Raw genomic sequence first — 14,366 nt, forward strand, 5'->3', positions numbered from 1 at the left:
TCATCATGATTTTTTTTATTCGCGTTACGCTTGCTCGAATGATTCGCACAAATCGAGCAAGCGGTTCGCATATCCCCATTCATTATCATACCAAGCAAAGACTTTTGCCTGTTTACCCACAACCATCGTTTGCGTTAAATCCACAATCAATGACTCAGGTGAATGATTAAAATCACTCGAAACCAATGCCTCATCGGTCACAGCCATAATTTCGGCATAAATATTATGCGCAGCATCAGTTAATGACTGATTTAATGCAGCAACGGAAATCTCAGATTGTGCAACAAAACTTAAATCAATTGCCGCAACATTAATGGTTGGGATACGAATTGAATAGCCGTCTATTCGGTTTTCCATTTTGGGCATCACTTGCTTTAAAGCCCCTAATGCACTGGATGTTGTTGGTATAAAATTATGCCCCGCAGCCCGTGCCCGTCGTATATCTCGATGTGCATGATCCAATACCGATTGGTCAGCCGTAACCGCATGAATTTCGGTCATCATTGCTGTTTCAATCCCAAATTGGTCATCCAAAATTTTAACTAATGGAACCAAGGCCTGCGTTGTACACGACACACTCGAAATAATCTGGTCTGTTATTTTTACATCCTGATGATTAACACCATACACCACCGCAACATCTACAGTATCAAAGGGTGCTGCACCAATGATGACCCGTTTTGCCCCTGCCTGAATGTGCTTTGTTGCAGCTTCGCGTGAACGGAATAATCCGGTACATTCTAAAACCACATCGACATCTAGTTTATCCCAAGGCAACTGGTCTGGGTTTGCACCACGAAAAACCCGAATTTTAAGTTGTCGTTGACCAGAACGTACTGACAAAAAACTGCAATCTTGTTCTGTTACAATCTTGACGTTCCCTTTAAACCGACCATGCGTGGAGTCGTATTTAAACAAATGAACCAGTGTTTCAATATCAGCAATGTCATTAATAGCAACAATATTAAAATGAAATTCTTTTGGATTTTCAAACCACGCACGAACAACATTTCGACCTATCCGACCAAACCCATTGATTGCCACTCGTTGCATGACTTTTCCTTTATTGCAAAGTACAAAAACTACGCCTATGTTAATCTAACTCGGCAAATTATGAGTAAAGTTATTTCATTTCTTATCACATTTGCCGATAAACACCGCAAAATCATTGGTCATCCCCCTATTTTTCGTTATAATTTGGCGTTTTTTAAATTTTATAAGCCACGTATTAATCTGTTTTCGTCTGTTCAAAGATTTGATTCAATGCGTTTAGCCAAAATGATTATGATGGAGTGACTTGTTGTGAGTACACGTTTTATGACGTCCGCTGAAATTCGTGAAGCCTTTTTGCATTTCTTTGAAACCAAAGGTCATACACGTGTTGCTTCGAGTTCACTTGTTCCCGCGAATGACCCGACTTTGCTTTTTACCAATGCGGGCATGAACCAGTTTAAAGACTGTTTTCTGGGTCTAGAAAAACGCGACTATGTTCGTGCAACAACTTCTCAAAAATGCGTCCGTGCAGGCGGCAAACATAACGACTTAGATAACGTTGGCTACACTGCACGTCACCATACATTCTTTGAAATGTTAGGTAACTTTTCATTTGGTGATTACTTCAAAAAACAAGCTATTTCTTATGCTTGGGAGTTTTTAACAAGTGACGAATGGTTAAACCTTCCAAAAGATAAACTTTACGTCACCATTTACCATACTGATGACGAAGCATTTGACATCTGGAACAAAGATGTCGGTTTGGATGCTGAACGCATTATTCGTATTGGTGACAATAAAGGCGAAAAATACGCTTCAGACAACTTCTGGGCAATGGGTGACACAGGCCCATGCGGACCATGTAGCGAAATTTTCTTTGACCACGGTGACCACATTTGGGGTGGCCTACCGGGTACACCAGAAGAAGATGGCGACCGTTTCATTGAAATCTGGAACAACGTCTTCATGCAGTTTAACCGCACAAGCGATGGTGTATTACACCCGCTTCCAGCGCCATCTGTAGATACAGGTATGGGGCTTGAACGTATTTCAGCCGTTTTACAACATGTAAACTCAAACTACGATATCGACTTGTTCCAGCATTTAATTAAAGCTGCGGCTGACATTATTGGCACAGAAGATCAAGGACAACCTTCTTTACGCGTCGTTGCTGACCATGCGCGTTCTTGCTGCTTCTTAATTGCCGATGGTGTAAACCCTTCAAATGAAGGTCGTGGTTATGTGTTACGCCGTATCATCCGTCGTGCGATTCGCCACGGAAACAAACTTGGTGCGACAGGCACATTCTTCTACAAAATGTTGCAACCTTTAATTGAGGTGATGGGCGAAGCGTACCCACAGCTCATTGAAAGCCGTGCGCGTATTGAAACCGCTTTGATTAAAGAAGAAGAACAGTTCGCAAAAACACTTGAACAAGGTTTAAAAGTTCTTGAAAGTGAATTAAGCTCGCTCAAAGGCTCGATCATTCCGGGTGAAGTCGTTTTCAAACTTTACGACACTTACGGCTTCCCTGCTGACTTGACTGCTGACATTGCACGTGAACGTGAACTTACCATTGATGAAGCTGGTTTTGAACGTGAAATGGCAATTCAACGCCAACGTGCACGTGATGCAGGTAAATTCAATGTGGACTACAACAGCATTGTAAAAGTTGACAGCCAAACTCAATTTGACGGCTATGATGCAACACAAGGTCAAGGTCAAATCCTTGCGATCTATAAAGATGGTGAACAAGTAGACGAAGTTGTTGAAGGCGATGAAGCCCTTATCATCCTCAACCAAACACCTTTCTATGCAGAAAGCGGTGGTCAGGTTGGTGATACAGGTCTTTTCAAAAACGAGACTGGTATTTTTGAAGTACAAGACACCAAAAAGTCAGGTGCAGCCTTTGTTCACCAAGGCGTTGTCACTATGGGTAGCTTAAAAGCCACACAAAGTGTCGAAGCAACAGTTAAAGCAGATTTACGTGCTGCTACTGCACGTAACCACTCTGCAACTCACCTTTTACACGCAGCTTTACGTCAAGTTTTAGGTTCACATGTTCAGCAAAAAGGTTCATTGGTTGCATCTGAACTTTTACGTTTTGACTTTGCCAACGACCAACCAGTTTCTTTTGAACAGCTTCAAGAAGTTGAGCGCTTAGTCAATCGTGAAGTCATTGCCAACACACCTGTATCAACAGAATTGCTCGACATTGAGTCTGCCAAAGAAAAAGGCGCAATGATGTTGTTCGGTGAAAAATATGGTGATGAAGTACGTGTACTTTCAATGGGTTCGATCATTGATGAGAAAAACTTCTCTATCGAGCTTTGTGGTGGTATTCACGTAAAACGTACAGGTGATATCGGCTTGTTCAAAATCACCTCAGAAGGTGGTGTAGCAGCAGGTGTTCGCCGTATTGAAGCAGTGACAGGCACAAAAGCGGTTGAAGCAGTACAAAAAGTAGATGCTGACATTCAACATATCAATGGCTTGTTAAAAGCACAAAAAGATCAAACAGTAGAACGTGTTCAGGCTGCGGTAGAACATACCTCAGCATTGCAAAAGCAAATTGAACAGCTTAACCAAAAGTTAGCAAACTTTCAGGCGGCAGAACTTTTAAGCCAAGTTCAAACCGTTGCTGGTCGTTCTACACTTATCACAACTGTTCAAAACATGGATGCAAAATCACTTCGCAACCTGCATGACAGTGTGAAATCAAAATTAGATGATGCGGTGATTGTGCTCGCTGGTGTTGAAGACGATAAAGTGAGTCTGATTGCATCCGTTGCGAAACAATTTACAGCAAATCTAAAAGCAGGTGACATCATCAAACACTTAGGTCAAGAACTTGGGGGTAAAGGTGGTGGTAAACCTGACTTAGCACAAGGTGGCGCGCCACTAAACGAGAAGTTTGAACCTGTCCTTGCAGCCCTTCCTGCTTGGCTTGAGCAAAATTAAGACTTCACTTTTGTGTAACTGACCCTGAATGCCTCTCAGGGTCATGGCTTATATGGAACAACTATGGCATTAATCGTTCAAAAATATGGTGGTACTTCAATGGGTACTCCCGAGCGCATTTTAAATGTTGCTCGTCGTGTGAAGCGTTGGCATGATCATGGTCACAAAGTGGTCGTAGTCGTGTCTGCAATGAGTGGCGAAACGAACCGCTTATTGGCTCTCGCGAAGGCCATTACCGAAACACCTGACCCTCGTGAACTCGACCAAATGGTATCGACTGGGGAACAGGTGACGATTTCCATGTTAGCTATGGCACTTAATTCTATTGGTGTGGAAGCTAAATCTTATACTGGCCGTCAAGTCGGTATTAAAACCGATAGCGCATTTACCAAAGCACGTATCGAATCGATTGATACCGATGTCATGAACGCTGATTTAAATGCAGGCCGTGTGATTGTCGTTGCTGGCTTTCAGGGTGTGGATGAACTTGGAAACACAACAACCTTAGGTCGTGGTGGTTCAGATACATCGGGTGTTGCATTGGCTGCTGCACTCAAAGCTGATGAATGTCAGATTTACACCGATGTAGATGGTGTTTACACAACTGACCCTCGCGTAGCACCTAAAGCCAAGAAAGTTGATCGTATTTCCTTTGAAGAAATGCTAGAAATGGCATCTTTAGGCTCAAAGGTATTACAAATTCGTTCTGTTGAGTTTGCTGGAAAATATCAGGTTCCTCTTCGTGTCTTATCAAGCTTTGATAATGACAATGATGGCGCTTTTGATGAAGATTTCAAACAAAACGTTGGCACACTAATTACCACTGAAGCGGAAGACACTATGGAACAGCCTATTATCTCTGGTATCGCATTTAATCGTGATGAAGCGAAACTCACCATTTTAGGTGTACCTGATGAACCAGGTATTGCTTCAAAAATTCTTTCTCCAATTGGTGCTGCAAACATTGAAGTTGACATGATTGTACAAAACATCGAAGAAGATGGTACAACAGACTTTACATTTACAGTCAACCGCACCGATTTTGCAAAAGCAAAAGCAACTTTAACCAATATTGCTAAAGAAATTAACGCGCGTGAAGTTACAACACGTGATGACATCGTGAAAGTTTCTATTGTGGGTGTTGGTATGCGTTCACATGCAGGTGTGGCAAGCAAAATGTTTACCGCTTTGGCAGAAGAAGGCATTAACATTCTCATGATCTCAACTTCTGAAATTAAAATCTCGGTTTTAATCGAAGAAAATTATTTAGAATTGGCTGTTCGTAGCCTACACACAGCCTTCGGTTTAGACCGTGAACACGGGGAAAGTAGCGCTCGCGCTTAATTTTTTCCTCGAATCCTTCATTTTTTTGAGGGATGTACAATAAAAAACCTGAGTCACTCTATTTTCTATAGAGTGGCTCTGTTATATTAGCGATTAATATTTAGAGAATATTTTTAATATTTGTCATAAGTCACAGCTTTTGTGATCAACAAACATCCTTTAAGTATTCTCTTTTGAGGTTGTGGTTTAAATTTTGCATGACAGCAATGCAGGTTTAGCATTTAGCAAGGAGACAAACATGCTGATTCTGACTCGACGTGTCGGAGAAACTTTAATGATTGGGGATCAAGTCAGTGTGACAGTACTTGGTGTTAAAGGTAACCAAGTTCGCATTGGTGTTAACGCTCCCAAAGAAGTATCAGTACATCGTGAAGAGATATACCAGCGTATTCAACATGAACGCGCAATGCACGAACACCTACAAAATCTTGATCAAGACTATCAACCATCATTTTACAATGATGAATACAATCAAGATAAATATAATCGCTAATGATTGTATCCGATGATTTCTTCTGAATTCACGGATCATTAAAAAGAAAAGCGATCCTTTCTAAGGATCGCTTTTCTTTTAGTGACTTAAAAAGCTTACAACCCAAGCGCTCGTTTCACTGGCGCATAACTACGGCGATGTTCATCAATTACACCATGTTGTGCAATTGCTTCAAAATGTGCTTTCGTTGGGTAACCCTTATGCTTCGCAAAACCATATTGTGGATAGCGCGCATCGAGTTCCTGCATTTGTCGATCACGTGTTACTTTAGCCAAAATACTTGCAGCACTAATTTCAGGATGAGATGCATCTCCCCCAACAATCGCTTCACATGCAATCTCAATTCCTTTAGGAATCTGATTACCATCAACAAGTACTTTATCTGGAATTTGAGCTAACCCTTCCACGGCTCTGCGCATTGCCAGAAAAGTTGCCTGTAAAATATTATGCTCGTCGATTTCAGTATGTGTCGCCTCAGCAATCGACCATGCCAACGCTTTTTCCTGAATTTCAATAAAGAGCTTTTCTCTTTTCTTTTCTGTCAATTTTTTAGAATCATTTAATCCTAAAATCGGTTTTTCAGGGTCTAAAATTACAGCTGCCGCAACCACAGAACCAACCAATGGGCCACGTCCAGCCTCATCCACTCCAGCAACTCGGGTATGCATCAACATTTTATTTCATCGCTTCTGCAACACATTGGTCAATTGTGCGACTTACTGCATTTGTCACAATTGTAGTACGTGCAGCAGGATCAAGTGCAGCAGTTGCCAAATCAACGGCTGTTACGCTTTCTGGAGCTTTATCACTTACACAGCCACAAACATTTGTTTGAATCGTTTGTTGTTGATCAGAAGTTAATGTCTTGCTAATCATTTTCCATGCAGGTAATTGGTTTATTTCTGTTGTACATTTCGCATTCACAGCAATTTTAATGGCAGTCATTCCCAATTGCTCCGCCTGTGCACCATAAGGAGAAGCCGTTCCCATACCACCATTCATGGTACCATCTGTCGCACATGCCGATAATAGAAAAGCAAATGGCGCCAATATCAATAAATTCTTTTTCATGCTCGTTTGTCCTGTAAAATCATTTTGGGAAAAAAGCTATTTTGCCTGATTCTTTCCTTAGGAAATTTATTTTTTACATTTTCCTCATTCAAAATAGGATAAACGTACAATTTATACGCCAAATAGCATCCAGGTCATTTCATAAATGCAACACTACAGTCATATTTGCATGCTTTAGTATTTCTTCCTATATTTCTATACTTTAAGTCAACTTGCTCACCACTTTATAAAGAGTCTGCCCTATGAATAATAGCAAACCCCAATATTACACCCGCACGGCTCAAGTTCTCCATTGGGTCATGGCCATTATTTTTATCGCTGCATGGATTCTTGGATTTTATAGCGGTAATTTTTTAAGCTATGCAACTGATGGAGCTTTTAAAGCCGATGTCATCACACTGCATAAAAGTATTGCAACGACGATTATCTTTTTGGTCGTTATTCGTATTTTCTGGCGCTACACTCACCCTGTGCCAGCCTTACCAGACAGCATGTCACCTTCCATGAAGCTTTTTGCGCATTTAGGTCATTTGGCACTTTATCTTATTCTGGTTGCCCTACCAATCACAGGTTGTTTATTTAGCTGGTCAGCTGGATACCCTGTGCCTGTTTTATATCTGTTTAACCTGCCCACTTTAATTCAGCCCAACCCTGAATTAATGGCGATTGTAAAACCGATCCATGTTTATCTTTCATGGATTGCTGGATTTGTTGTTGTAGGACATATTTTAGCTGCACTTAAACATCATTTTATTGATAAAGATAATATATTGCGCAGTATGACTCGCCAATCAGACAAGTAAAATCAAAAAAAAAGGCATTTCAATTTGAAATGCCTTTTTATATTTTTAAAGTGCGTGAATTTGATTAATCCACTTTTCTTTTTCTACTTCACTTAAGAACGAAGCTTCAAACGAGTTAATCGCCAATTGCTTCAATTCAGCTTCATTCAGATTTAATGCTTCGGTAATCGCAAAGAAGTTATCATTCATATATCCACCAAAATACGCTGGATCATCTGAATTCACCGTCACACATAAGCCCTGATCAAGCAAACGTTTAATATTGTGCTGTGCCATATCGTCAACAACACAAAGTTTTAAGTTACTTAAAGGACATACTGTTAACGGCATGCGCTCTTTCACCAAACGCTCTAATAATTGCGGATCTTCTTCAGAACGAACACCATGATCAATACGGTTGACTTTAAGCAAATCTAAAGCTTCCCATACATACGCTGCTGGACCTTCTTCGCCCGCATGAGCAACAATCAGGAAACCATTTTCACGTGCTTTTGCAAACACACGCTCAAATTTAGCAGGTGGATGACCGACTTCACTCGAATCTAGCCCAACACCCACGATTACATCTTTATATGGCAATGCCTGTTCTAATGTCTTAAATGCATCTTCTTCGCTTAAATGACGCAAGAAACACATGATCAACTCAGAGCTAATACCTAACTTGGTTTGCGCATCTTGACAAGCACGGCGTAAGCCATTCAAGACAGTCTCAAAGGCAATTCCACGTTCTGTATGGGTTTGTGGATCAAAGAACATTTCGGTATGAACCACATGGTCTTCGTGACATTTTTCAAAATACGCCCATGCAAGATCATAAAAGTCTTGTTCGACAATTAGAACATTTGCACCTGCATAGTAAATATCCAAAAATGACTGTAAGTTATGGAAGTTATACGCTTGTTTAACTTCTTCAATACTTTTGAAAGGAATATCAACCTGATTACGTTTTGCAATCGCGAACATTAACTCTGGTTCAAATGTACCTTCAATATGTACATGTAACTCCGCTTTAGGCAAAGCGCGAATCAACTCAGCGTGATTCATGTCATCTCCTGAAAATAAAAAGGGTGCAAACTAAGTTTACACCCCTAATTTAAATTAAAAATTAACCGCCAAATGCAACAAACTTAATCGTCCAAAGTACCGCAACAATCCACACCATATATGGCACAGTATTGACTTTACCGGTAAATAGTTTAATGAGTGCATAGCTGATAAAGCCCATTGCAATACCATCCGCAATCGAATAAGCAAAAGGCATAAAAACAATGGTTAAAAATGCAGGAACTGCTTCGGTAATATCTTGCCATTCAATATTCACAATCCCCTGAATCATTAATACACCAATAAAAATCAAAGCAGGTGCAGTTGCAAATCCTGGAACAGATTGCGCCAATGGAGCAAAGAACAAACAAGCAAGGAATAAAATCGCAACGACGACCGCAGTTAGACCAGTACGACCACCCGCAGCAACACCAGATGCCGATTCAATATAAGGCGTTGTAGATGATGTTCCCAATGCTGCACCCGCAATAATAGCGGATGAATCTGCAAACAAGGCTTTTTTCAAACGAGGAAGTTTACCGTCTTTAAGTAAACCAGCACGATGTGCAACCCCCACTAGGGTTCCTGTAGAGTCAAACAAGTCCACCAAGAAGAAAACAAAGATCACGCCAACCATACTTGCAGTAAACAGACCATGAAAATCCATTTGCAAGAAAGTCGGTGCAATTGATGGGACTTCGCCAACAACACCTTGAAATTTGTTTAATCCTAAAAGAGAACCCAACACTGTAATCGAAAGGATACTAATAATAATCGCACCACGAACACGAAAATGATGCATCACTACAATCATTAAAAATCCGAACAGTGCTAATAGTCCTGTTGGCTGTTTTAGACTTCCCAGACCAACCAGTGTTGCATCATTGTGGATAATCAATCCTGCATTTTTTAAACCAATAAGTGCAAGGAATAATCCAATCCCACCGCCAATTGCAAATTTAAGCGACATTGGGATTGCATTGACAATGGCTTCACGAATCTTAAGAAAGCTGATTAAAACAAAAACAATACCTGAAATGAAAACAGCAGCTAGTGCAGTTTGCCACGGCACACCCATTCCCAAACAAACAGAATAGGTAAAATACGCATTGAGTCCCATACCTGGTGCAAGTGCAATTGGGTAATTTGCAATTAATCCCATCACTAGACAACCGATTGCTGCTGCAATACAGGTTGCAACAAAAACTGCACCATGATCCATACCTGTCGTAGAAAGGATCATTGGATTGACAATAATGATGTAACACATCGTAATGAATGTGGTTACGCCTGCCAATATTTCTGTTCTTAATGTCGTTTTGTTTTCACTTAATTTAAACAAACGCTCAAGTAAACCAGAAGAAGATTGAGGAGTCGCCATATATAGCCCTTGATAAAACTGCCTACCCTGCTCATGCTTTAACCTGAATCAAGAACAGCAAGACAATAATTTTGCATTTGTTGACGAAAACCAACAAACGATGTAGACCAAATGCCACCGAGTTATGCAGAACGATAGCTAACCAAAAATTAAAAAAGCTGCATGTCGATGCAGCTCTTATTTCATAGTGTTCAGTTCATGTTGTCATGATGTACACTGTTTGTGTTAAGTATACCACAAGTCTTTTCGTGTGGTGAATTTCCAGAAGAAAAATCCAATTTACAGAAAAAACAATAAATAACAATAAACTATATTAATTTAAGACCAATTGATCACACCACTGCGCCAAAGTCACCCGATCATTATTTCCATAATCCTGCACTGTCTGGATATGGCTAAATCGAGCTTCTCCGAAAATCGCTTGAACTGCTTTTGCCTGATCATAGCCATGTTCGAGCACAATCCAACCGTTTGGGTTTAACCAGTTTTTACCTTGCACAATGATGTCACGCAAATCTGCCAACCCTTGTTCAGGTGCAACCAATGCACGACGTGGTTCATGGTGCAATTGCTGCATGTGAATATCTTCTGCATCAATATACGGTGGATTAGAAACAATCAAATCAAACTTTTGGCTAGGAATTGCATTAAACCAAGCACTACATATAAATTCCACCTGATTTAACCCATGCTTTAAAGCATTCCCCTGTGCAACTTCTAGCGTTGGATAATAAATATCCGTCGCTAGGACACGCCAATCTGGACGCTCACTGGCCAATGCCAGTGCAATGGCACCTGTACCCGTTCCCATATCTACAACAGATGCAGAAAAAGGCAAATCTAGTGCCAAAACCGTTTCAATTAATACTTCCGTATCAGGCCGAGGAACAAGAGTGTCAGCCGTAACATTTAAGTCTAATGTCCAAAATGGCTGTGAACCAATGACATACGCCAACGGCTCACCTTTTGATAAACGCATTAAACCTTGTAAATATTGCTGTTCATGCTCGGCATCAAGTTGATCCATCAAACGTAGTTTTAACGCCAACGCATTCATTTCTAAAATGTGTGCAAGTAGCCACATTGCTTCCTGACGTTCGTAACTGTCCGCTTCACCACGCAAGTTTAAGGCTTGGGCAATATTCATTAACCGCCATTTTCCTGTGCAAGCAACGCCAACTGATCTGCCTGATATTCACGATGTAAGCTATCAAGTAATTCAGTCAAATCACCTTCCATAATGGCATCTAACTTATATAAAGTTAAATTAATACGATGATCTGTCATACGTCCTTGCGGATAGTTATAGGTACGAATACGCTCTGAACGGTCTCCCGAACCTACCAAGTCACGGCGCATTTCAGAAGTTGCTGTTTCTTGAGCTGCACGTTTTGCATTTTCTAAACGTGACACCAACAACGCCATCGCTTTGGCCTTGTTTTTATGCTGTGAGCGCTCATCCTGACATTCAACCACAACACCCGTTGGAATATGGGTAATACGTACCGCTGAATCTGTTTTGTTAATGTGCTGACCACCTGCACCCGATGCTCGGTAGGTATCAATACGTAACTCTGACGGGTTAATTTCTACAGTGGTATCGACATCAACTTCAGGCAAAATCGCTACAGTACAGGCAGACGTATGTACACGCCCTTGTGACTCTGTTGCAGGGACACGTTGTACACGATGCGCACCACTTTCAAATTTTAGGCGACCATAAACACCGTCACCATCGACACGGCAAATCACCTCTTTGTATCCGCCATGTTCGCCTTCATTTTCAGAAAGAATTTCAATACGCCAACCTTGTGATTCAGCATATTTACTATACATACGGAATAAATCACCCGAGAAAATTGCCGCCTCGTCACCACCTGTTCCTGCTCGAACCTCTAAATACGCTGCATTGGCGTCATTTGGGTCTTTAGGAATCATTAAAATACTGAGTTCAGCGTCTAAACGTTCCAACAAGGCTTTATTTTCTTTGATTTCTTCCTGAGCCATGTCTTTAAAATCAGGATCGGTCAACATGCTTTGTGCGGTTTCAATGTCTTCTTCTGCCTGACGATATTGTTTCCAGACATCCGTGATTTCAGTTAAGTCATTATGCTCACGTGATAATGCACGAAAACGCTTATTGTCCGAAATGACCTCTACATCAGCAAGTAAAGCCGTTAACTCTTCATGACGGTCTGTGAGTTGGTCTAAGCGTAACCGCAATGTTTCTTTCATTGTCAAAATATCTCAAATTCAGGCAAGATTTCATTAAAAAGGGATGAAATCATATAATTTCAAATCAAGCATAGTGTACCCATTCTGCTCTCATTTTCATATACACAGCCCATAATTCCCCAATAAGATCATCCACGATTTCATTTGATTTTCATGCGCATCTATTCCGTTAGCACTGGCAACATCACAGACAAAAACAAATCTTCACAGATAAAACGTGATTGCACAATTTCCAACCACTTTGTAATTATTTTCTCAATTCTATAAATTATTTTAATATAAAAATTACATAGTTTAACTGAAAGTAATCAATTAACACGATCATCTCCATTATCCATCAGAAGTATTTTGTTACTTTTTCTAGCAATGAAAATACCCTTTGGTATGGAGAGAACATGAAAACTTTTACTGCGATATTAATGACAGCAGCTTTAGCAACAACAGCACTAACTCAAACAACACATGCAGGTAGCACAACCGATGTAGCACTTACAAGCGCACTCGGTAGTGTTGTTGGGACAACCGTTGGCCGTCATGTTGGTGGTAGCAGTGGTGCGCTGATTGGTTCCGCAGTTGGTGGTGGCGCAGGTGCAGCAATCGCCAGTGATCGACGTAACCGTACATCAACAACAATTGGCGGTGCTGTAGGTGGTGCAACAGGTTACAGCGTTGGGAACAGCATGGGCGGTCGTAACGGTGGTTTAATCGGCTCTGCGGTTGGTGCTGCGGGTGGTTCTGCATTAGGTAATCGTATTGCAAATGATAAACGTGCTGAACGTGACTATTATAGCCATGATAACCGCTACAACCATCACCGCCGTCATCACAAACACCATTACTATCGTTAAGATAAAAGCATCGTTTGAAGGTAACGATTCATGACATATCGGCAATGGTATCTTTACAACAAACACGCTTAAATTCATACGCAAAATGGAGTATGTTGCCCTAAACAACAACTCCATTTTTTTATATGAAACAGCTAAATTCAACTGCCTTTTCTATTTTGGAACTTGCTCCAATTCGAGAACAGGACAGCATTCAAAACACACTGCAACATTGTGTCACTTTGGCTCAATATGCAGAACAACTAGGCTATCGCCGATTGTGGCTGGCAGAGCATCACAACATGGATGGAATTGCCAGTTCTGCAACAAGTGTGTTACTCGCACATTTACTCAATCACACCTCACATATTCGGCTTGGTTCTGGCGGTATTATGCTACCCAACCATGCCCCACTGATTGTTGCTGAACAATTTGGTACTCTGGCAACATTATTTCCTGATCGAGTTGATTTGGGTCTAGGACGTGCACCGGGAACAGATCCTATCACCATGCGTGCCTTGCGTCGTGGACGACTCGAAACTGAAGATCAATTTCCGCAAGATGTTCAGGAAATCCTGAATTATTTTGATACTCCACGCCCCAAACAGCAAATTACCGCAACCCCAGGTCAGGGAACACATGTCCCTGTATGGCTACTTGGCTCAAGTCTGTTTAGCGCCCAACTGGCTGCAAAATTAGGCTTACCCTATGCCTTTGCCTCCCATTTTGCACCCCGTTTGCTTGATCAAGCCTTGGCGGTCTATCGTGATAATTTTCAGCCATCACAATATTTATCTGCTCCGTATGTTGCCATCGGTGTACCTTCGGTTGTCGCCCAAACCGATGAAGAAGCACAATTTCTCGCCTCAAGCGCCTATCAACGTATTTTGGCCCTCTTCCGAGGAGAAAGCCTAAAACTTAAACCACCCGTAGAGTCGATGCAAAATTTATGGTCTGAACCTGAACGACAAGCTGTAAACGGTTTTTATGGAGTTGCCCAAATTGGCTCTGTACAAACGGTACAAAAAGGTTTGCAGGAATTACTTGAACGCACACAAGCTGACGAGCTTATTTTTACCTGTGATATTTACGATAAACAAAAACGGCTCGAAAACTTTAAGTTATTAATGGATATTCATCACCTTTCTGAAAATTCAAAAGCATAACCTCATATTCAGCATGGTTCTTTTAACGAATCATGCTGTTTTTAAGAA

Annotated in this window: 13 protein-coding genes; 6 read left to right on the top strand and 7 right to left on the bottom strand. The window is 41.1% G+C overall.

Features of this window, described 5'->3' with window-relative positions; translation table 11 throughout:
* Positions 1-24: 24 nt before the first annotated feature.
* Positions 25-1,053: a type I glyceraldehyde-3-phosphate dehydrogenase gene (locus ABDV70_RS09625; RefSeq protein ID WP_343597356.1), complete on the bottom strand. Its 1,029-nt coding sequence runs from the start codon at positions 1,051-1,053 to the stop codon at positions 25-27.
* Between the two features lie 264 nt (positions 1,054-1,317).
* On the opposite strand from ABDV70_RS09625, the gene alaS reads away from it, so the two are divergent.
* From alaS to csrA, 3 genes are all read left to right on the top strand, one after another.
* Complete coding sequence (gene alaS, locus ABDV70_RS09630; RefSeq protein WP_343597408.1) at positions 1,318-3,954, top strand: alanine--tRNA ligase; 2,637 nt, start codon at positions 1,318-1,320, stop codon at positions 3,952-3,954.
* A gap of 63 nt (positions 3,955-4,017) precedes the next feature.
* Positions 4,018-5,298, top strand: coding sequence for an aspartate kinase (locus tag ABDV70_RS09635; protein ID WP_343597358.1), 1,281 nt, complete (start codon positions 4,018-4,020; stop codon positions 5,296-5,298).
* A 238-nt stretch (positions 5,299-5,536) separates the two neighbouring features.
* Positions 5,537-5,791, top strand: coding sequence for a carbon storage regulator CsrA (gene csrA / locus ABDV70_RS09640; RefSeq protein ID WP_343597360.1), 255 nt, complete (start codon positions 5,537-5,539; stop codon positions 5,789-5,791).
* Between the two features lie 95 nt (positions 5,792-5,886).
* Here csrA and rnhB read toward each other — a convergent pair whose 3' ends face one another.
* Both rnhB and ABDV70_RS09650 read right to left on the bottom strand, forming a co-directional pair.
* Positions 5,887-6,459 (bottom strand): ribonuclease HII, encoded by a 573-nt coding sequence (rnhB, locus tag ABDV70_RS09645; protein ID WP_343597410.1) that lies wholly within the window; start codon positions 6,457-6,459, stop codon positions 5,887-5,889.
* A gap of 7 nt (positions 6,460-6,466) precedes the next feature.
* The gene (locus tag ABDV70_RS09650; protein WP_343597362.1) at positions 6,467-6,862 is read right to left on the bottom strand and encodes a hypothetical protein; all 396 of its coding nucleotides are present in this window, start codon (positions 6,860-6,862) and stop codon (positions 6,467-6,469) included.
* A 242-nt stretch (positions 6,863-7,104) separates the two neighbouring features.
* On the opposite strand from ABDV70_RS09650, the gene ABDV70_RS09655 reads away from it, so the two are divergent.
* Positions 7,105-7,665, top strand: a complete 561-nt coding sequence (locus ABDV70_RS09655; RefSeq protein ID WP_343597364.1) for a cytochrome b — start codon at positions 7,105-7,107, stop codon at positions 7,663-7,665.
* 45 nt (positions 7,666-7,710) lie between these two features.
* Here ABDV70_RS09655 and ABDV70_RS09660 read toward each other — a convergent pair whose 3' ends face one another.
* From ABDV70_RS09660 to prfA, 4 genes are all read right to left on the bottom strand, one after another.
* Positions 7,711-8,709: an adenosine deaminase gene (locus tag ABDV70_RS09660; protein ID WP_343597365.1), complete on the bottom strand. Its 999-nt coding sequence runs from the start codon at positions 8,707-8,709 to the stop codon at positions 7,711-7,713.
* Between the two features lie 61 nt (positions 8,710-8,770).
* A complete protein-coding gene (locus ABDV70_RS09665) occupies positions 8,771-10,090 on the bottom strand; it encodes an NCS2 family permease (protein WP_343597366.1) in 1,320 nt (439 codons plus the stop codon).
* Positions 10,091-10,403: 313 nt separating this feature from the next.
* A complete protein-coding gene (prmC, locus tag ABDV70_RS09670) occupies positions 10,404-11,237 on the bottom strand; it encodes a peptide chain release factor N(5)-glutamine methyltransferase (protein ID WP_343597368.1) in 834 nt (277 codons plus the stop codon).
* Positions 11,237-12,325: a peptide chain release factor 1 gene (gene prfA / locus ABDV70_RS09675; protein WP_343597370.1), complete on the bottom strand. Its 1,089-nt coding sequence runs from the start codon at positions 12,323-12,325 to the stop codon at positions 11,237-11,239. Before prfA ends, prmC begins: the two co-directional genes overlap by 1 nt.
* Positions 12,326-12,720: 395 nt before the next feature.
* Between prfA and ABDV70_RS09680 the strand changes: the two genes are divergently transcribed.
* Both ABDV70_RS09680 and ABDV70_RS09685 read left to right on the top strand, forming a co-directional pair.
* Positions 12,721-13,173 (top strand): glycine zipper domain-containing protein, encoded by a 453-nt coding sequence (locus ABDV70_RS09680; RefSeq protein ID WP_343597371.1) that lies wholly within the window; start codon positions 12,721-12,723, stop codon positions 13,171-13,173.
* A 125-nt stretch (positions 13,174-13,298) separates the two neighbouring features.
* Positions 13,299-14,318, top strand: coding sequence for an LLM class flavin-dependent oxidoreductase (locus tag ABDV70_RS09685; protein ID WP_343597372.1), 1,020 nt, complete (start codon positions 13,299-13,301; stop codon positions 14,316-14,318).
* Positions 14,319-14,366 lie beyond the last annotated feature (48 nt).

The organism is Acinetobacter sp., from assembly GCF_039596015.1.
Classification (GTDB): Bacteria; Pseudomonadota; Gammaproteobacteria; order Pseudomonadales; family Moraxellaceae; genus Acinetobacter.